The organism is Paenibacillus sp. JJ1683, from assembly GCF_053006485.1.
Map to the genome: position 1 here is coordinate 2,443,153 of NZ_CM129820.1, position 21,848 is coordinate 2,465,000.

12 protein-coding genes are annotated in these 21,848 nt (G+C 46.2%); all 12 read left to right on the forward strand.

Features of this window, described 5'->3' with window-relative positions; translation table 11 throughout:
- Nucleotides 1-2: 2 nt before the first annotated feature.
- The 12 genes from ACUC6J_RS10845 to ACUC6J_RS10900 all read left to right on the forward strand — a co-directional run bounded on the left by ACUC6J_RS10845 (nucleotide 3) and on the right by ACUC6J_RS10900 (nucleotide 21,639).
- Nucleotides 3-2,369 (forward strand): transcription initiation factor TFIID, encoded by a 2,367-nt coding sequence (locus ACUC6J_RS10845; RefSeq protein WP_447250169.1) that lies wholly within the window; start codon nucleotides 3-5, stop codon nucleotides 2,367-2,369.
- 45 nt (nucleotides 2,370-2,414) lie between these two features.
- Nucleotides 2,415-3,704, forward strand: coding sequence for a vWA domain-containing protein (locus ACUC6J_RS10850; protein WP_447250170.1), 1,290 nt, complete (start codon nucleotides 2,415-2,417; stop codon nucleotides 3,702-3,704).
- An 18-nt stretch (nucleotides 3,705-3,722) separates the two neighbouring features.
- On the forward strand, nucleotides 3,723-4,364 hold the full coding sequence (locus ACUC6J_RS10855) for a hypothetical protein (RefSeq protein WP_017428406.1): 642 nt from the start codon (nucleotides 3,723-3,725) through the stop codon (nucleotides 4,362-4,364).
- 16 nt (nucleotides 4,365-4,380) lie between these two features.
- Nucleotides 4,381-5,646 (forward strand): TRAFAC clade GTPase domain-containing protein, encoded by a 1,266-nt coding sequence (locus ACUC6J_RS10860; protein WP_017428407.1) that lies wholly within the window; start codon nucleotides 4,381-4,383, stop codon nucleotides 5,644-5,646.
- Nucleotides 5,643-8,672, forward strand: coding sequence for a GAP1-N2 domain-containing protein (locus ACUC6J_RS10865; protein WP_031463423.1), 3,030 nt, complete (start codon nucleotides 5,643-5,645; stop codon nucleotides 8,670-8,672). The genes ACUC6J_RS10860 and ACUC6J_RS10865 overlap by 4 nt, the downstream gene beginning before the upstream one ends.
- 213 nt (nucleotides 8,673-8,885) lie before the next feature.
- Nucleotides 8,886-9,353: a MarR family winged helix-turn-helix transcriptional regulator gene (locus ACUC6J_RS10870; protein ID WP_016821155.1), complete on the forward strand. Its 468-nt coding sequence runs from the start codon at nucleotides 8,886-8,888 to the stop codon at nucleotides 9,351-9,353.
- Nucleotides 9,354-9,444: 91 nt separating this feature from the next.
- Nucleotides 9,445-10,821 (forward strand): MFS transporter, encoded by a 1,377-nt coding sequence (locus ACUC6J_RS10875; RefSeq protein ID WP_016821156.1) that lies wholly within the window; start codon nucleotides 9,445-9,447, stop codon nucleotides 10,819-10,821.
- 85 nt (nucleotides 10,822-10,906) lie between these two features.
- Nucleotides 10,907-11,476 (forward strand): hypothetical protein, encoded by a 570-nt coding sequence (locus ACUC6J_RS10880; RefSeq protein WP_016821157.1) that lies wholly within the window; start codon nucleotides 10,907-10,909, stop codon nucleotides 11,474-11,476.
- A gap of 69 nt (nucleotides 11,477-11,545) precedes the next feature.
- Entirely contained in the window at nucleotides 11,546-11,695 is a 150-nt protein-coding gene (gene rpmG / locus ACUC6J_RS10885; RefSeq protein WP_013370941.1) for a 50S ribosomal protein L33, read from the forward strand.
- A gap of 510 nt (nucleotides 11,696-12,205) precedes the next feature.
- Complete coding sequence (locus ACUC6J_RS10890; protein WP_016821159.1) at nucleotides 12,206-12,451, forward strand: type B 50S ribosomal protein L31; 246 nt, start codon at nucleotides 12,206-12,208, stop codon at nucleotides 12,449-12,451.
- Between the two features lie 834 nt (nucleotides 12,452-13,285).
- Nucleotides 13,286-17,053 (forward strand): Ig-like domain-containing protein, encoded by a 3,768-nt coding sequence (locus ACUC6J_RS10895; RefSeq protein ID WP_447250171.1) that lies wholly within the window; start codon nucleotides 13,286-13,288, stop codon nucleotides 17,051-17,053.
- Between the two features lie 26 nt (nucleotides 17,054-17,079).
- Nucleotides 17,080-21,639 carry an S-layer homology domain-containing protein gene (locus tag ACUC6J_RS10900; RefSeq protein ID WP_447250172.1) on the forward strand — a complete coding sequence of 1,520 codons (4,560 nt, stop codon included), beginning with the start codon at nucleotides 17,080-17,082 and terminating at the stop codon, nucleotides 21,637-21,639.
- The last annotated feature ends 209 nt before the right edge of the window (nucleotides 21,640-21,848 follow it).

Sequence of the window (21,848 nt, forward strand, 5' to 3'; positions counted from 1 at the left end):
GTATGAGAGAGCAGCTGTTACGTTATGCGGCTGACTATGCAGCCGCAGAGGACCAATTAATCGGAAGCGGGGATGGACGCAGCAGCATCCATTTCCCGTCCGTGTTTCTTTTTATCGGCGATCGCATGAGCCCGGTGATGAACACAATTGCAGATATCAACCGGACCAAGTGGGATAACAGCACAGGGGTAACCTATATTCAGATTCGCTCACAGGAAGAACATGCGGCTGTAGACCGCTCGGTGGATGCCATCGTTCATACGATAGCAGTACCGGAAGAAAGTAGCCACCAAACGCTACGCCGTGACTTGCACCAGGCTTTTTATACCCATGAATCGAAGTTAATTGAACTTAACACCGCGTTGCGCCGTGCTAGTGGACATCTGGCTGATTACGGACGGTTGTATTCCTCGTTCGAGCGTGTACATTTGTCGATCTTGACAACAGCGGATGATCCCATGAACGTATTAATTCCTGAAATTACGCTGTTGGCAGAGTATATTTTTGCGCAATCTTTTAAATCGGTACAAATGGATTTGTATGTGTTGGTGAGCGAAAGCGATCAGGCTGCCCAATTCGGCTACAGGAGTGCAACATCCGTTGCTTTTATGCGGGAGTTGGATTATATCCAGAGCCCAGCATATACGTTTACAGCACCGCTGCATATGACCGAGGACAAATTGACCATCCCGGTATCCCATGCTCCATCTCCGTTGTTTGATCTTGTCTATGTGCTGTCCGACAAAAATGAGCGCGGCGTAACGGTGGCGAATAGTCTGCGCGAGAGCTGTGATATTATTTGTCACATTCAGCTTCTAAAAAACCGTTATCAGGCAGGAGATTCCTATCGGTCACAGGATGGGGGCTACAATAATACATCGTTTAAGAACAACATCATGACGGAATCCGGGCGGCAGGGTTATGTGTCGGCCGGATTTTCCCGAGTTAACCGCCCTAATCAATCGATTGCCCTTACGGTGTTGTATCACTTTTATGTGAAGTTGTTAGAGCGTATGAGAACCGAGCAAGAGTGGGACATACGCGATAAGCTAATTTATTTTGGTTTAGATGCTGCCGAGCGTGGCCGCACGCGAAATGATCTAGTTCCTGGTAATGAGGCGATCATGGACATGAGCGCACTAATGACCAGCGGAGCCAGTTACGGCTCGTTGAAACGAATGACATTACGTGAAGCAGAGGAAGCCTTGTTTGGTCAGGGCTGCGAAGCCTTTTTCCGTGACAACTGCGAACGGATCGTACATAAACGCTTGGGAGATTTTCAGGCGGATTTGCGTTTGCAGACGGCTGTGAACGCAGCTGCTAAGGAACATCCTCATATCGGCTTTTTCGAGCTGACAGATTGGACAGATGAAAATCAAACAGGAAATGTGCTTACGGCTGTTCGGGGAATGATTCGTGATATGTCCAATGATTTGCAGATTAGTGCAGCCGAACTGGATGCGCTGTATAGCGGACGAGTGGAGGATCAGCCCTTTCAACGACTGCCACTTATGGATAAACATAATGTGCGCAGCTTGATCCGTTATCTGACCGAGACAGTCTACGGACATAAATTGCACATGTTGCGGATTCAAGTGGATTTGGAGCTACTTCGCCGCTATGAACTGGCATTGGAAAAATGGCATGCACAGGCCAAGCATATTACAGTACAGCTTGCCAACCTGGAGCGTGAATTACATCAAACTGCAACGGACAGTATTCGACAGGCTGACAGTTACACAGGCCAAAACCTGTTCGAGTATTATGAGCGTGTGACGGAGGATGTCATGCGTGAGCTAGAAAGCAAGCGGGGAAAATCTATATTCTTTGACACCCGGCATATGGGACCTGTATCTGGGTTGCTGGATGGAGGTTTATCCGCGCTGGTGGATAGACTTACACAGACCTGCCGTACCTTGATTCTCAGCTCACAGCCATTTAATCAGACATTCGAAGAAGAATTATTACGTCGTGCCAATGTAGCTGCTGCATATGAAAATCGGCTGGTCGTTCCAAAGGATGAACTGTTTAAAAAACTGTATCAAACGTTAGAAGAGCATGGCGGAATTAATGTACGTTTGCTCGATTACACCCATGAGCATCGGTATGAAGAAAAGTACTTCTTTGGTGATTACGAAGGCGAGTTTCTTCCTTATGCGATGGATGTGGACATTACTTCGCGAATTTACAAGCTGGGTTTTGTACATGAGCGTCGCAGCAGCGGGGTGGAAAAGCTGCATTTGATGGGCGGCTTCCATCTGGAGGATCTGATGGTTTACCGCAACGGCAAAACGTATTATGAGACATATACTGCGAATGGTTTCGTGTTTCATGGAATCGACGTGGACCGGTTGCCGGAATTGCGGTAGCCACATATTATCCTACTTTAATGATGGAAGGAAGCAACGAATCTTATGAAGCAACGTAAATTTAACGTTCTCCTGTTGGTGTTCGGCTTGCTGGGCGCTGTAGTAGGCTTCATCTTGGGAGAGCTTATTCTTCACAAATTGATAGGCCACTGGCCACATATCATCGTGATCGGGCTGTATTTTGGCATCATGGCGCTGTGCATTGGTCTAGGTTGTCTTATCGGCGAACTGATTTCGCCACAGTTAAATGGGCATTCTTGGCGACAACGATACTCGGGATTATCTTGGAAAATACTGGTACCTGCTACGCTGGTCATGTTATTCGTGGCAGGTCTGTTATTGGAACTGGGGTATCAGGTTAACCCTGAAGGGCGCAAGAGTGTACAGGACCTCGTGCTTGTGATTGATAATTCCGGGAGTATGCAGCAAACAGATCCCGATAATGAGCGCCTAACGGCTGCGAAGAGTCTAATTGGGCAAATGGATGGTGATAAGCGCGTAGCCATTGTTTCATTTGAATCCACTGCGCAGTTGGTGCAGCCATTTACTCCCGTTGGCACAGACGCAGAGAAGCAAGCGGTTTATTCCAAAATCGATAGTATGCAGACTATAATGTCAGCCGGTACAGACATTGGGCTTGCTTTGGACGAGACGATCAAGGAGATTGAAACCCAAGGCAATGCGGAAAAAGGTTCACTCGTTATTATGCTCTCTGACGGCTTTAGCGAACTGGATACGCAGACCGCATTGGCTCCTTACATTGCCCGCCAGATTCCGATTAATACGGTCGGCCTGAAACTGGCAGAATCAGAAGGTATAGCTTTGTTGCAAAATATTGCCAGCCTAACGGGCGGAACTTATTCTAATGTAGCTAATGCCCAAGGACTTACTCAGGCGTTCGGTAAAATATATAACAAAATTGGTGATCGCACGCTGGTAACGGAGCGGACAGGTGAGTATGCCCACAGTCTGTATTTTGCCATTTATCGCGTAACGGCTCTGGTTATCATTGGGGTTCTATTAGGGTTGGCTCTTGGATTGATGTTTGATAACCGTTTTCTCGCGAGGAATTTCGCAATTGGTGGAGTTCCAGCCGGCTTGCTCGCTGGCTTGATTTTGGAAAGAGGGTTATCTGGCTCGCCTATAGGTGACTTGATGATTCGTTTGCTGGCAGCGCTCGTACTGGCGGCCCTTATTGCTGTCTTTTCGCTCGTTCTGCCGATTGCGGAAAATACTCGCCGATCTTCTGGTGGTGGGAGCCAGGGGGGACCGTCAGGCCACCGGAGAGGGACACCAGAAGGCCCGACGCGCAATCGACGTAACAGTGGGTTTTAGAACGGGAGGCGGGAACTTATGCAGTATAGGGATGCACAGCCCGATGATCCTGTGATTTCGGAGCTGAGCCACAAAATTGACGACAACCGGGTTGTGTTACGCTGGCAGTGGCCTGAAGGCGCAGCCGTGGTCTATATTGCCAAACAATCAGCTGATACAGGTGCGAATGGACAGAATGAAGCACCGACTTCTGAACTGAAGCTTTTTACACGCGAGGAATATAAGGCCGCTGGCAGCTATCGTGATCGAATTGAAGGCATTGGACGTGTGCGGTATACCGTGTATCCAGCTGTTCGGGAGGCTGGTGAAACCTTTGTAATCCGCCAGCAAGACGGAGCCAACCAACTGGAGTTGAGCACAGGTAGGGCTAAAATCAAATATGCGGTTCACCATAAAAAAAGCTGGTTTCGCAGCCGCAAAACAGTCCAGATTCAGGTGACAGCCGAAGTTCCTGTTCCGCAGGAGGCGCTTTGCTACGTGAAGAAGCGCGGTGGCTATCCGGCAGACCGGGACGATGGAACCTTGTATGCGTTCACGGCACCCTTTGCCGCAGGACGGAATGTTTTACCCGCTATTGAAGTGGGGGGAGATGAGTATGTGCGGCTGTTTTTTACGGACGGTCAGAAGTATGGCACGATATATGAATTAGTCCCTGAATGAAAGGAGGCCACAACCGATGAGTTTTCTTAGCAATTTATTTAGAAGAAAGCCACAGGCCGAGCCACGGCCGTTATTCTATGATATTGTGTGCCCTTATTGCTTTAGTAAATTTTCACCAGAGGAAGTGGTATTCCGTGCTTCTCATCACCGCGAAGATGATGAGGATTACGCTTTGGGTGAAGATGAGCTGTTGAACAAATATCGGGAGCGTTTTGGCTTGGATAGTGTGCATGATATGGAGGCAATTCTTCATCCCTATGATGTACCTGAGGAGCATCGCTTGTATTCAGATCATGTGCTGACAGGTCTGACGGACCGTTACGGTGAGCTGACGCGTCACCGACTGTGCCCACACTGCCATAACGAGCTGCCTGTAACCGCAGGCAAGGTGCCGAGTAATATCATTTCGATTATTGGAGCTTCACAGGCGGGGAAATCTGTATATATGACCTCCCTGATTCACACGCTGCAGCATGTGACGGCCGATCATTTTGACGCGGCTTGCATGCCGCTCAATGCAGAGATCAGCCGCAAGTTCCGAACGATGTATGAGGAACCACTGTTTGAACGTGGCGATCTGCTTACATCGACGCAAAAAGAAAAGATGCAGGAGCCTTTTATTTTCCAGTTTGTATTTAAGGATGAGGAAAAGCCACCACTGACTTTGGTATTTTTTGATGTAGCTGGTGAGGGGATGGTCGATCAGGACTATCTGGGACTGCATGGACAGCATATTAAAAATTCTGCGGGTATTCTTTTTATGGTCGATCCACTGCAAATCCGTTCTATCCGGGAACGTATTAAGATTAATCTCGGCGATAAGCCTGGTGAATGGGTCTCGCAATATGATGAGCCGCGTGATGTCGTACTTACGATGTTCGGTGACTTTATCGCATACCAGGAAAAAGGCAAGACGGACATTCCAACCGCTGTGGTCCTGACCAAAAGCGACATGCTTACTGCGCTGGCAGATGAAGAAGGCACGTATATCAAGACGAACAGCAATATTTTTAATCCAATGGAACATCGCAAATACATGGATTTGGATGAGTTCTCGAACATCGATGGCGAAGTTCGGCGCTTTATCGAGAAGGTGGATAAGCCGTTCAAGGGCACAATGGATGTATATTTTACAGATACAGCCTATTTCGCGGTTTCTGCTCTAGGTAGCAATCCGGTGGAGCAAAAGCTGCAAGGGTTGGTTAGTCCGATCCGTGTAGATGAGCCATTCATTTGGCTGCTATACAAGTTGAAGTACATCGAGGGGAGAGAATCACAGTGAGTTATCCTACCTCTCGTATGATACAGCAGCAGATGTACACACGGGAACGGCGTGGTATTTTCCGTTCTACCGAAGGCTTTGATACCGTGGCTAATTCCAAAGGACTGGATACTTCATTTATTAAAAAGGTGTTGCATCCTTTATGTGTGTATGATGCGCCTGCGGCATTGACAGCGCGTGGTGAGAAGCAGGAGAGTGTCTATCCAGAAGCTTTACATCTGGTACGGACAGAGTCCGGGGATGTAGTGCTCGGACGCAGTATTTATAAAGCAGCGGATTTCACTGGGCTGCGGAGCGCATTTTTTACGCATAACTATGTGATTCCGGCCGGACATGGTGAGTCTCCATCTGATTATAAGCAGTGGCTGAACACTTCGTTTGTCGATACCTATGATATTGAGCAGGGAACGGAATTACCGGAATTAGAGCGTCTACCAGGTGGAAGTGTATTTCCCGCTGTTGACCCGTCTGCAGTACTGGCTCAATTGCAGCTGAGCGAAGAAGTGTTCAAGCAGCTCTTGTACGCAGTCATGATGTCAGCCGCGGGTCGCAAAAAGGTATATGTAGCGCTGAATGTGCCAGCAGAAGTGGTAGCATCCTCAGCCAAGCAACTGCTGGGTGTGTTGTACGCGGCACTGCCTTATGCATTTCGCAACAGACTCGGATTTCTTACATATGCGCAGGAACCGAACAGCAGAAAAGGCATTCACTTAATGTTCGTTGAGCCTTTCAGCTTGCGTCCCGGTGATCGGAATGTAGAAAAGGACTTTGTATTTGACCTCTCTAACAATAGTCGAATACTGAATGTGGATGCAGAACAGGTGAAACAGCCTTATTTTGACTGGATTGTCCGTACGCTATTGAATGGCGGGGCTGCGGACGATTTTCTCAAATTTGCCGAGCAAATGCTGACAGGCATGGAGGCAGGACGTGAACTATTGCCCTCCAGCTATCATGAGCTCATTACGCTGTACAGAATTGAGCAGGGAGAGCGGTCATTATACAACGAGCAGCGAATCGCTGTATTACGAAGCTTGACTGATTATTTATCGCCATCTGATGCGCTACCACGTAAAATGCGGCTGAATGATCTGTTTCTTTCATTTTTTGATCATGAGTTTGATCGGGTGAAGGATGGACATATTCCGGATGTAGGGCTGGTCGATTGCTTCAAGGACTATTATAAAGTTCATGCACGCAGCAGCGAAAATCGGCTGGTGGAATATTTAATCCGTTCGCTAAACAATGCTTATACTGCCAGGAATACGGAAGCAGTCACATATATTTATCATACGATTGAAGAGAATCCGTCATTAGGCAAGGTCTATTTTACGAAAGTACTGGGTAATCCGGCACTCACCAAAATGCTGTTCATTCCCTACATGGACAGTCAGATGAAAAGAACGCCTGATGTAAAGGGCCTGTTGGCCGTGGTGCATGAATGGGGCAGTCGGTATATCGAAGTGTCGGCGAATGTCGATTTTCAGCTTTTGGCCGAATCTGCATTGATGGGCAAGCTACGTGCTGAGAGAAAGCCGGTAGAGGCTGTGGCTGCCATTCACCAACGCTTGCGTCAATGGGACAGTAGTTCTGCCGTAGGCACACTGTCCCCGCTGGAGCAATCTGGATTGACAGAGCGCTTACAGGAAGCAGCGGATCGGTATTTGCTCACTGAAGTAGAGCTAAAAGAAATTTCACCTGATCAGGTCGTACAGATTCCCTTTTTCACACGGCCCGATTTGGTACAGTGGGTTGGAAAGTTGCCTGCTCCTCTCAAGGGACAGGCAGTGCGATTGATTGCGGCTTATGATTGGTTTAACACGGAGGACCCGGAACCATCGGTGCTAGACGGTTTGGAGCCAAGCGAAGTAGAAAAGGTGCAAGATTGGGCTTATGGTTGGCTGCCCCAGCAGCTTGCAGAAGGCCATTTTGCCCGTCTGTTGCCAGCTTTCTATCGTTCTGATGGTACTGGCGAGGGAATACTGGATTTTGCTCGCCTGGTCAGTTCGATCCGCAAATGGGCGAAGGATAACGATACGATGTACCGCTTTATCCGCTGGTCGGAGGAACACGCTGAGTTTGCTACTCCACGTGGTGGTTTTGAGCCAGCCTATCGGCGTGCGTTGCTTTTATTCTTCCAAAAGGAAGGACGAGAGGGACTGCATAAAAAGACGCTTTGGCGTCAATATTTTGAATCTGCTAAGCCTGTGTTTAAAAATTTCTATTTGGCAGCAAAGCGTGAGACAGATACGCCTTTGGTCAAAACGCTTCGTCGTTTCCGCAAAGGCGGGGTGATTTCCGGGATCGTATTAATCATTATTGCAGGTACATTAGGCGGCCTGAAAGCAACCGGGGTAATCGGATCTGTTGACACACCAACGCCTGCCGCTGCTCCAAAGCCTGTACAACAGCCAGTAGAGCCTATAGTGCCGGTAAAAGAGGAGCCTACTGCAATAGTGACACATGTACCTAATACCAAGTCCACTACGAAAATGGTCAAGCTGTTGTTTGCGTTTCAAACATCGGCAGAGCAGGCAGAATTTAAGCCTAAAAAACTCGTCATTGTCGGCGCGGATCAACAGGAGCACTCATACGAAAATTTTACGCTTGCTGAACAGAATGATAAGGAAGCAGCCAGTAAAGCTAACAATGGTTCGTCCGGTGACGTTAACACTGAGGGAGCTACCACCAAAAGCAAGACAGCAGACAGAGAATCCACAGGTGGTGGTTCTACAGATCTGAACGGTACATCCAGCGGAAAAACCGCTGATCAGACTGGAGCAGTGACAGACAACACAGACGGAGGCGCGACTTCAGAGATATCAACTGAGGGTAGCGGTATAGCAACTGATAAAACCACGACCAGCACGTCCGATAATGGTACAGGAATAACGGAATATGACCTCGACAAGTATCCTTATCGTACGTTGTTGACCATTTGGCAACGGCTAGAGCTAAATGATGCTAGCACGGTTACCGTTGATGGGAAAGATTATCCGCTAGTTCAAGTGAAAACTGCGGACTAAGCAACTATAGACAGTAAAAAGACGGGTTCCTTTCAGGGCCTGTTTTTTTGCTATGTATAAGTTTATATATATAGAATGTATTCGTTATTTTGAAACTGACTGTATTTAGTAGACGATCATTTTACGAAGGTATTGACACCAAATAGGCGGCTGATTAAAATTAGTTGGAATTCAAACTATTAAAATTCGATAGATATGGAGGTTAGCAGTGAAATGGGAAGTGAGGTGTACCCCGTTTGTCTTCCATGGGAGGAGGAGAGCACGATGTATTTAATTAAATGGATTTTCACCACTGTCCGGCGTGAGATTGAAACAGCACTGCGCCCTTTGGGGCTTACCTCCCCACAATCGCAGACGCTCTATATACTGGCGATGTCGCCTGGAGTCACCAATACGGATTTGGAAAAGCTATTGCTTATTGATAAATCAAGTGTTACCAGCCTGGTTAACGGGATCGTTAAGAAAAACTGGGCAGTACGCCAAAGTCATCCGGAAGATGCGCGAATGAAGCAAATCTATTTGACCGAGGAAGGCTTGGAGATTCACAAGGTAGCCGAACGTACCATTGAGCAAATTAAAAGCTCCGTAGGCAAAACGTTATCTGTCGGAGAGTCAGAGGCGCTGCGCGGTTTGCTCAAAAAAATTCTTCACGATTACCGTCCTGCGAATACCTGCGTTTGAACGGATAAATAGAAAAATGTGCCCGGATGGGGAATCCATAAGCTATAAAAAGTCACCTAGATAAGGTGTTAACAGGAGAGGGAGAAACCAAATGATAAAAGAACAAACTTATCCCAATGCGGATAAGCTTATGCGTGTTTTGGCCTTCACACTTGTTTTTTCAGTGATGAACGCTTTTATGTTTAATGTAGTAATGCCTGTGATCCGGGAGAAATTTCATATTAGTGCCTCCGATGTAAGCTGGCTGCTGACGGGTTATATGATCGTGTATGCGGTTGGCTCGGTGACCTACGGTAAGCTGGCAGATAAGTATCGTCTCAAGGATTTGCTGACATTTGGGATTATCTTTTTTGCACTAGGCTCGCTTATTGGGCTGTTGGCCAATCAATTTTGGATGCTAATTGTAGCTCGTTTGCTTCAGGCCACAGGGGCTGCTGTTATTCCGGCAACTGCTATGATTGTTCCTGTTCGTTATTTCTCGGCTGAAAAAAGAGGGCGAGCTTTGGGCGTCACAGCAATCGGCTTAGCATTAGGCACTGCACTGGCTCCTATTATTTCTGGTTTGATTACAGGCTTTGCGAGCTGGCGTTTTCTGTTCGTCATTTCCATGCTGCCACTGATCGCTTTGCCGTTCTTTCGCAAATACTTGGACGATCAGCGAGGAGAGGATCAGAAGTTTGATTTTCTGGGTGGATTATTGCTGGGTGGAACAGTGGCCTTCTTGTTGCTTTCCATTTCACAAGCCAATATGGTATTTTTTCTGATCGGTGTGGTTTTATTTGGACTGTTTATATGGCGCATTAATACTGCCCACGATCCGTTCATCCAGCCGAAGCTGTTCCGTAACAAGCAATATTCATATGGGCTTCTTATCGCTTTTTTAGGGACGGGGATTAGCTTTGGATTGCCTTACTTGGCACCACAGTTTCTGAATAGTCTCAACCAGCTTACACCAGCAACGATTGGACTGATTATGTTTCCCGCTGCTATTGCGTCAGCTCTATTAGGAAAAAAAGGGGGGCGCTTGGCCGATAGCAAAGGGAATTCAGTTCTGGTGTATACAGCCGTATCGCTATTATTTATCTGCTTTATCAGCTTGTCCACGTTTGTAGGTGCGTCTCCGTATCTGATTTTGTTTTTGCTTATTTTCGGGAATGTAGGTCAGACCTTTATGCAGATTGCCATGTCCAACACAATTTCTCGTACTTTGTCGAAAGATCAGATTGGTGTTGGAATGGGGCTGTTATCTCTGTTGAATTTCATTGCCGGGGCGATCACAACAAGTATTTTGGGCAAAACGTTAGATAGTTCCTCGTCCTTTCATTTGAATCCTGTTGTATCTAATGTCCAGGTGTTCAATTTTAGCAATATATTTACGGTGCTTGCGCTGATTGCACTTGTGACGATGGGGCTTTATGCGTTGCAGTTCCGGCGAGGGGCACGTGGCAATAGGCCTGCTGTCGAATAAGGATAAACATTTTATGTAAGCTCATGCCATAACAAGGGTATAATATAGAAGGAGAAATTTTCTATGGAAGGACGGAGTGCCCAGCATGACAAGAAACCTTCAATATGTACCCTATGGTTATGAACCACCAATCGAAACGCACAAAGGGACTATGGTCTACTATGATACGTTTGAGCAGACTACAGCCAGTGAGCTGGAGCTTTTTGCCGAAACGGGGGCTGCACTATCTTTTACAAAGTTGGTGCTGTATCCACTACATGAAGAAACCGTCAGAAGAATGTGGAAGCAGCCAGTACGCTCGTATTATAAGCGGGTCGACGAGCTGGGAGAGTGGCAGCGAGAGCAGGCTTTGAGTGCTGTTGTGATTGAGAACTGGGAAGGTAAGCGAAAAAAGTATACGCCGATTGAAGCAGCCATTCGTTTTTTGGCGGAAAAGTATGCAACTCCTCTTTTTTTGTATATGAGTCCTGAAACTGCTAATTTGTGCGCTTCCTATGTATCCTTTGGAGAATGGATTAGAAACGTCAGGTTGGTGCTTTCGAGTGAACCCTTGGAACTTCATCCTAAGCTAGTACAGTACCGTAATCGCTGGAACACGGTGAAAGAAGCAACAAACCGCGACTCCAAGGTTGACAAAGAGGAGCATGAATTATAGAATAGAACTAATCGTAAAAATTACTATTGTAATTGTATACCATGTATTCCAATTGAGGAGGAAGAACAAATGCGCGTTATTGTTACCTTGGCATGCACCGAATCCGGTGATCGCAACTATACAACAACCAAGAACAAAAGAAATCATCCGGAGCGTATTGAAATGAGAAAATACTCTCCGCGTTTGAAAAAGTACACGATTCATCGTGAAACTAGATAATTTGTGGTTTGCTGCATAGCAACCTGAATGATTCTGCTTCGTGAGCGGAGCCTGTTAAGTTTGCATAAAGCCTGCGTTATGGAACCGGCGAAAACTTGAATTAGTCCAGTGGACAGAGTGTCCAAAGTTAAAGCTAGCACCTAAGAGGACGGCTTCTTTTCATGGTTGTTTGATAGATGCTAAGCTACATGGCACGCTTTGCCTTTTGAATCGAAAGCACGTGGCCACCGAGTTCTCCTATGCTGATGTCAGCATGCAGGACGAGCCGGAGAACCATTCACAATATGCTTATATAACGATGGAGGCTAACGAAAGATACGGAGCGTTCGTGTAATGGGCGATGCGATATATACGGCATCGTTCGCTTGTCGTTTACGACCTTGAGCGCAACTGTTACGATCTGTCGTCTTTTTTTCTGAGACATAACCGCTCTTTTTGCTAACTGATAGAGCATTGCTGCAGTGCGTTTGAGTTTGAAACTAAAACTACATGAAAGATTAGGTGAAACAAATGAAAAAAGATATTCATCCAACATTGAATAAAGTTATCTTTTTAGACCCTAGCTGTGGATTCTCTTTCCTGAGTGCTTCCACTAAGTATTCGCAAGAAACGATGGAATGGGAAGATGGCAACACATACCCAGTTATCCGTGTAGATACTAGCTCCGCTTCCCACCCGTTCTTCACTGGTAAACAAAGAAACGTGGATATCGGTGGACGTGTGGATCGCTTTAACAAAAAATACAACCTTAAGTAAGACTCTTCGAAAGCTAGGTTTACGGATTATGTTGATAATTCGTAAACCTAGCTTTTTTGTTATCTACGGACTAGTTACGTCCGAAAACAATGCGAATAACAAATGTATTTTGCGCCTCAAATGTAACACTCTTTTACTAGCTTTAAGTAAGCTTGATCAAGTAAACCCGATTTGTCATTGCCATGTGGCTCACTTCTCCTCTGGAAAAAGCCGTAGATCGCATCACGCACGTTTTGCTCAAACTGCACGTTGTTCCAATCCCAACACTGTTAATCGGTACCGCTTATCCTGATTGTTTGATAACATGCTCATTTTGCAAGTGCCAAAGTGTAATAAGAACATGAAAGCAGCAGTTTTCCCGGAACGGTACGAGAAGCTGCTGCTTTCCAATGTAAAATGAACGCGCACAATTGTCGACAATGCTAATCTTGGCAAACTAATCATTTTATAACGTAATTCTATACTTCGAATAAGATTGTCTTACTTAAAAATAATCGCAGGTATCTAGCCTGCGATTATTTTTTTATAGAACATGAGTCGCGATTAATGGAGGATTCTGATAAATCACTCGCGGAAATGAGTTCTTTGAAGAATAGAGTTGGGAACTTGCTGTAACTAGCACCATTATAATAACTTTTGTTCAGAATTGGTTCAGTGGTTCCGTGTATATTAATTCGAAACGACATAAATCACTTATTTTCGATAAATATATGAACAAAAGATTAATATAAACGTGTTTTTTTTGTTGAGAAATTTAGTGGATCGGACTTATTACCCGACTTTTCGAAGATCGAATGGGTCGTTTTACTCAAAAGTAATTAGGAGGTACAACCATTGAAGGTTTATTCACTTAAGTGGGCAGCCGCTCTTGTTGCTCTTCAGGCGACGTTCAGTACTTCTGCTTACGCTGCAACGCCTGCCGATAATTTGTTTTCAGATACATCCTATGTGACGAGTGATAAAATGGCAGCCATCCAAGAAGCTGTACGCCAGGGGCTTTTATCGGGAGATCCTCAAGGAACCTTTCGCCCTGCAGCAACATTAACTCGTCAGGAACTGGCAGTATTATTGGTCAGAGCTATAAAATTGGACCCTGTTTCGAGTTCTTCTACTTTTAAAGATGTGCAAAGTAAACAATTTGCTGCGCCATATATAGAGGCCGCACAAAAAGCTGGATTTCTATCCGGGGATGGATTAGGGAATTTCCGTCCGAACGATCCTGTTACACGTGAAGAGCTGGCAGCCGTGTTTGTTCGTGCAGTTGGAGGGGTTAATGCAGAGGGTGGATCAAGCATTTTGCCCAAAGATCAGTCCTTGGTAAGCCAATGGGCGGCTGGATCGGTAGATACGGCACTTCGTCTGGGCTTAATTGACATTCATGACAGCAAGCTCAATCCCACAGGTGAAGTAAAAAGGGAGGATATTGCTCCTTTTCTCTTGGATATTTTCAAAACTCAAGAGCAAACAGCTACGATCAATAGCATTGATGGAGACATTGTAACGATCGATAATGTTCCTTATTTAATAGAAGGAAAGTTGAAAGAGTTGATCGGAAACTCCAATAAAAATGCGTTAAAAGGAGCTATATTAAAGTTTAATTCGCGCAATCGTAATGTGGACGGGCTGCAACAATTGGAGATCGTGCAAAAAGATGTTGTGTTAAACACCAATGGTCTACCGGAAAGCAGTCTGCTTCGAATTTCAGGTGATGGTGTTCAGATTAAAGGAGATATCAAAGGAGTAATCGAGCTTAACGACGGTGTCTCTAATACCCAACTGAATGGAAATGCAAACCATCTTATTGTGAATTCCAGCAATGGTATTTCTATCAAAGGAACAGGGACAATTGGGGAGCTTAAAGTTGCCAACGCAAATGCTAAAGTGACATTGAACCCGAATTTTAAAGTTGAAATGATTCAGCTTCCTAAAGATGTATCTGTTTCACAAGTTATCCAAAATTACAACGAAGTACAAAAACAGATTGGGAAAATTCAGTCGGCTGACAGGACGGTTCATGAAGCGACTACAGCTACGTCGAGTAGCGTGACATTTTCCTCTGGAGGTGGAACTTCAACAAACTCAGTGACTAACCGTGCGCCAAGCGTTACTACTGGGTTTACTGATACTACGTTAAGTACAGCAGATGAGCCTAAAAAGATTAATCTGGCAAATAGTTTTACTGATGCTGATGGAGACACTCTGACTTACACAGCAGAATCTTCTGCCACGAACGTAGCGACGGTAGCAGTGAATGGAAGTCAGCTGACTCTCACACCGGTGAGTGCAGGAACAACCAAGGTCACGGTTACGGCGAACGACGGCAAGGGCGGGACCATAAACAGCCAGTTCAACGTGACAATCACACCGGTGATTCCAGAAGCCGTGAACCATGCGCCGATGGTGGATACGTCGATCAGCAATGTGACGACAGGAGTTGCAGATGGCATCAAGACGGTGAGTCTTGCAGGTGTGTTCGCAGATGTAGACAGCGACGTACTGACATTCACCGCAACTTCGACGAATGCGGGCGTGGCGACAGTAGCGGTAAACGGGAGTGACCTAAAAATAACGCCAGTGAACGCGGGAACAGTCACGATCACGGTAACGGCGAACGACGGCAATGGTGGCGCGGTGGATACGCAGTTCAACGTGACGATCACGCCAGTGATCTCAGAAGCCGTAAACCATGCGCCGACGGTGGAAGCTTCGATCAACAATGTGACGATAGGAGCCGCAGACGGAGTTAAGACGGTGAGTCTTGCAGGTGTGTTCGCAGATGAAGACAGCGACGTACTGACATTCACCGCAACCTCGACAGATACGGGCGTAGTGACAGTAGCGGTAAACGGAAGCGATCTGAAAATAACGCCAGTGAACGCGGGAACAGTCACGATCACGGTAACGGCGAACGACGGCAATGGTGGCGCGGTGGATACGCAGTTCAACGTGACGATCACGCCAGTGATCTCAGAAGCCGTAAACCATGCGCCGACGGTGGAAGCTTCGATCAACAATGTGACGATAGGAGCCGCAGACGGAGTTAAGACGGTGAGTCTTGCAGGTGTGTTCGCAGATGAAGACAGCGACGTACTGACATTCACCGCAACCTCGACAGATACGGGCGTAGTGACAGTAGCGGTAAACGGAAGCGATCTGAAAATAACGCCAGTGAACGCCGGTACAGCCACGATTACGGTAACGGCAGATGACGGAAACGGCGGCACAGTGGATACGCAGTTCAACGTGACGATCACACCGGTGATTCCGGAAGCTGTGAACCATGCGCCGACGGTGGAAACGTCGATCAGCAATGTAACGACAGGAGTCGCAGACGGCATCAAAACGGTGAGCCTTGCAGGTGTGTTCGCAGATGAAGACAGCGACGTACTGACATACACCGCAACTACAACAGATACGGGCGTAGTGACGGTAGCGGTAAACGGAGGCGATCTGAAAATAACGCCAGTGAACGCGGGTACAGCCACGATTACGGTAACGGCAAATGACGGAAACGGTGGCACGGTGGATACGCAGTTTAACGTGACAATCACACCGGTGATTCCCGAAGCTGTGAACCATGCGCCGACGGTGGAAACGTCAATCAGCAATGTAACGACAGGAGTCGCAGACGGCATCAAGACCGTGAGCCTTGCAGGTGTGTTCGCAGATGAAGACAGCGACGCGCTGACATTCACTGCAACTTCGACAGATACAGGCGTGGCGACAGTAGCGGTAAACGGAAGCGATCTGAAAATAACGCCAGTGAACGCCGGTACAGCCACGATTACGGTAACGGCAGATGACGGAAACGGTGGCACGGTGGATACGAATTTCACTCTAACGGTGACTCCTCCACCCGCTGTTAATTATGCTCCTGTTGTTCAAAGCGCGATTAATGATATTTCTACAGAAGCGGGTGCTATGGACACAACTATCGGACTTGCTTCAACTTTTGCAGATGAAGATTTGGACTTGCTAACGTATTCTGCTGATTCATCGAACCCTGGCGTAGCAACGGTTTCCGTTACCGGTGACCAACTGAGTATTACTCCGCTTGCATTAGGAAGTGCTACAGTAACAGTCACCGCAGATGATGGGAAGGGGGGAACCGTTCAAACGATCTTCCAAGTCACTGTTGGAGAAAAAAAGGGACTTTTCTTCTCTGAGTTGGCATGGGGGGAGAGCGACTCTATGATGCAGATTATTGAGCTCTATAATGCAGGTTCTGAGGAATTGGATGCTTCAAAAATTAGAATTGAACGCAGTAACGGTGGAGATCCGATCGAAATAAGTCAAGACGCTGGTGCTTTTATTCCAGGTGGAGCTACTTTTGTGATAGGAGATACCATGTATTTTGGTGATGCACATGTAGATTACTTCACGGATATGGGATTTTATAACGATGATTCAGCACCTGTCACTCTATCGCTCTATTACGATAATCAGTTGATTGATACGACGGTGTTTCAGCCTCATACCACTATAGCTAGACAATCCGGTGTTACCCATGGAAATGCAGGCCACTACGAGGAAAGTGAATGGATTGATGAAGGAATCGATTATACGGATAATATCGGTATCTTTAGCAGCGAGGCGCCATAATGAATAAAAAGAATAGAGGGAACATCATGAGTTCTAAACCTAATAAATGGCTGATTACATTAGCTTTGGCTGCACTTGTTGCTCCAACAGCCTTGCAGACGATGGCATCTGCTGCCAGTGATGCATCAAACGGAGCAGCTCTGGCCAGCCTGCCTTTTAAAGACATCAATAATGTTGCTTCTAAGCAAAAGACAAGCATCCTCCAAGCCATTGAAGCTGGGCTTCTGCGTGGAGATCCATCCGGATCTTATCGGCCAACGGATTTGTTGACTCGTCAAGAAATGGCGGTTCTATTAACTCAAGCTCTGCAACTCTCTATTTCTAAAGCAGCAACCAGCAGCTTTGCGGATGTAGACTCGAAAAGTTGGTCGAGTCCCTATATTGAGGCTGTACACCGTGCAGGACTCATGAATGGAGACGACGGTAACAAATTCAGACCCAAAGCGGTAGTGACCAGAGAGGAGGCGGCAGTACTGCTTATGCGGGCCGCCGGGCTTCCTATCGCAGCTGACGCCACGGAGTCTGCTAAACTTACTGATTGGAATCGGGTTAGCCCGTGGGCACGGCCTTACGTAAATACGGCTTTACAGTCGGGTTCCATGGAGACGGATCAATCCGCTTTCAAACCTAAATCGTCTGTTCAACGTCAAGATATAGCCCAGTATATGATGTCTACCTTTTTCCCTAAGGACCATGTTGTCCAACTCCAAAAAGTGGAGGATGGAAAGGCTTGGATTAACGGGATTGAATATAAACTTTCGGATTCAGTTAAAGGAATCTTGCAAACCTCTAACCAGGAGATTCTCAAAGGAGCAGATATTCAATTTGTAGCATCACAGCGGACCATTGAATCGATCACCAAACTAGTCATCCATGCGAGCGGGCAAGCCCCGATAGGGCAAGCTTCCGAATTCAGTGGTAATCTTGTATTAGATGGTCATAACTCTACGATTGACGGAGATTTAACTATTGACGGTGATTACATTTCAGTTATGAATTTGAATGTCAAAAATAGCTTTACAGTTACGTCAAGCCTTGGACATGATTTCTATGCCTCTAAATTTACGGTACAAGGAAAAACATATATTCAGGGTGGTGACCAGAACACCGTATTATTTGATGCATCTGAGCTGAAGGATGTCGAGGTCTCCAAACAGGATGTCCACGTTGTCATTCAAGGAAATTCGACGGTGGATCAAATGACATTGACTTCCAATGCAACGATTGAAAATGATTCATCCTCAACGATACAGCATTTGAATGTTCTTGCCGGTGCCCAGCAGGTAGAGTTGCAGGGGACTATTCAGCAAATGTCGGTCAACAGCGATCAGTCCGTAGCTCTGACAGGCAAGGCCTCCATTAATACATTGGCTGTGAACAGTTCCACCCCGGTCAGTCTGGAGGTAGCTGGAACCATTTCAAATTTACAAGTAAATAACTCTGCAGCAAATATTAGTGTAAGCTCCTCCAGCCAAGTCACGAATACTTCATTTGCAGCAGGTGTGTCCTCTTCGACGGTATCAGGAGTCACTACAACTTCTTCTGGCAGCTCGCGTTCTACGGTTGTGACCAATACAGCGCCGAAGTTAGTGACCAAATATGACGATCAGGCCGTAACGGTGGGCGATTCTGAACTTCAAATTGACTTGCTTGGTCATTTTACGGACGAGGAGCAGTCCGAGCTCAAATATACGGCAGTGTCGTCTAGTACAAAAATCAGTACAGTTCGAGTAGAGGGAACAAATCTATTTATTAAGGCTGTTGGCAAAGGGACTGCAACCATTACGATTGCCGCCGATGACCAGGCCGGGAAAAAAGCGGGAACGAATTTCAAAGTTCGTGTCAATGAATCTCCTGTTTCATCAGGTATCCCTGATCAAAGCAAGCAGTTGGGGAGCGGCGACGTAAACTTATCTTTGGGATCGTTTTTTACGGATTCTGAAAATGATCCCATGACCTATGAGGTTGCGATCGATGATCCTTCCATTGCCACCTTTACCCTGACTGGTGATCAATTGGTATTAACTCCGGCAACTGTAGGACATGCCCAAGTTACCGTCAAGGCATCCGATGGTCGTGGAGGCAGCGTAAGCCAGTCGTTTCAATTGGCGGTAACTGCAGTACCTAATCAAAATCCGGTTGTAAATCAGAAGCCAGGCAACCAAACGCTTACTGTTGGCGATGCGGACTACATCCTGGATTTATCCCCGGTATTCCTTGATCCGGATAGCAATCCGCTAACCATATCGGCAGAATCCTCGGATCCATCTATTGCGACGGTCTCTGTTAACGGAAACCAGGCTACGGTTCATGCGGTTTCCTCAGGAACAGCAAACATCCAGCTAAAAGCGGCAAATGGCCTTGGAGGCGAGGTTAAGGCCAATTTTGATATTACCGTTAATGAACCTCCGGCATCCTTGGGAATTCCGGATCAAACGAAACAAATCAATTCAGGAGACATTCAATTATCTTTAAACAACTTCTTTACCGACCATGAGCAGGATACGTTATCATACAGCATTGATATTACCGATTCTTCGGTTGCGACTGCAGTGTTGAATGGGGACACGCTTACCATTACACCGTTAAAGATTGGCAGCACAGCAGTATCCGTTAAAGCATCTGATGGCCATGGAGGCAGCACAAGCCAGTCATTCCAAATGGAAGTAACCGCTGTTCCTAACCAAAAACCGGTTATAGATCAGAAGCCGAATAATCAGACACTGATTTTAGGCAATGCAGATTATATCCTGGATTTATCTTCTGTATTCCACGATCCCGATGGCGATCCTGTGGATGTTTCGGTAGAATCGTCGAATTCATCAGTTGCTGCTGTATCCGTTAACGGAAACCAAGTCACCGTCCATGCAATTTCTTCAGGAACAGCAACGATTCAGCTTAAAGCAGAAGATGGTCGCGGGGGCGAGGTCACTACTGATTTTGATGTTACTGTCAATGAATCCCCAGTTTCGTCAGGGATTCCGGACCAGATAAAAGAAATAAATACAGGCGATATTCAATTGTCCTTAAACGATTTCTTTTCCAGTCCTGATAGCGATATTTTAACTTACGATGTTAGTGTTTCTGACTCGACTGTTGTGACGGCTGACGTTTATGGGGATATGCTCACTCTTACACCGTTAACGATCGGTAGCACATTAGTATCGATCAAAGCAACAGATGACCGGGGAGGGCAAGTGATCGAAACTTTTAAAACCACCGTCACAGCTGGAACTCCGGAGAATCAGAATCCAGTAGAAACTAAACCTGCTGACCAGTCGCTTACTGTAGATGGTGAGGTTTACTCACTCGATTTAGGTTCCGTTTTTACTGATCCTGATGGGGATACGTTGACCTTTAAGGCAACCTCTTCCGATCCGTCCGTTGCTTCGGCGGAAATCGCTGGAGCTCAATTGGAAATTCAGGCACTAAGTGCAGGAACGACGAGCATAGAAATCACAGCTATGGATGGTCGTGGAGGGGAAACCTCAACCAGCTTCCAGGTCAGCGTCCAATCATCCGGCTTGCCTAACCCGTCTTCTAATCAGCCGCCTCAAGTAGATGCGGTCATTTATGAACAAGTGTTGACTGCAGGAGTTACGAATGCAAGAAGCTACGACTTATCTCAATTGTTCAGTGATGCTGACGGGGATGCCCTGACGTTTACTTCTACTGTTGAATCAAGCGGTATGGTAAATGCAGAGGTTAACGGATCAACGCTGACTCTTACTCCAGGTAATCAGGCAGGAAGTACCAAGGTAACGATTACTGCGGATGATGGGCATGGCGGAAAAGCCACCTATAATTTTCAGGTAACGAATGCCCCCCTTGCAACGAATGGAATTATTCAAATCCGGACTAAGCAAGGGGTCAAAGATCCGATTACTTATGACATGTCAACAGTGTTCCCAGGTGAAACTTCATTTAAAGTCTATTCGGGTACGGCAGATTCTACCTTTACTGGACCAACCCCTCTTAATGGGACGGTTTGGACGTGGAACGGGGGTGTTTTTCAATACTTCTGGGTGATCGGAGCAAACGGATCTGCTACTGTATTTCAAGTGATCTCAAATCCTCAAGGACCGGAGGAACTGTATTTTTCTCAGTATCTATCCTTGGATAAAACCCGTACTGCCATTGAGCTGTTTTACAATCCGGTAGGAGATACTTCTAAGCCTATAGAAAATGCAGGATACTCACTTGAGATTCATCAATACAATTTAGCTACAAATACTCCTAAAGTGTGGAGCCAGCCTATTAATTCGTTTTACAAAGGCATGCCTTATATATATATCGATTCCATCTTTTATGACTTTTTCGATATTATTCCTGCGACATACTATAATGATGAGATAATGTTATTAGAGACAGATAAAAACGTAACGACAGGCTATGTTCTGAAAAAGAACGGCGTAACGATCGACGTCTTAGGTGATCCTGACGGCAAAACGCAATTTATGCCGAATAACGGGACTATTATCCGAAAATCGGGGATTAAGTCCGGTTCCTCCTCTTATAACCTTCCGGGAGAGTGGAACTCTTATCCAAGTGGAACGCTCCAATATTTTAGTCATCATACTCCATAACATTTTGTGGAATTAACGGGAAGCCGGCGATTTTTTCGTCGGCTTTTTTCTTATATTTTTTCAGATTTTAATCCTCTTACTTTGTGCTTCCTTAAAAGGCAGTAGAAGTGCATAACGATTATCGGTTTTGGAGTTTGTTTTTGATTTTAAATTAAACTTAAATTTTTTTTGATAAAACACTTGCTAAATGATTTCATTATGTGATATAT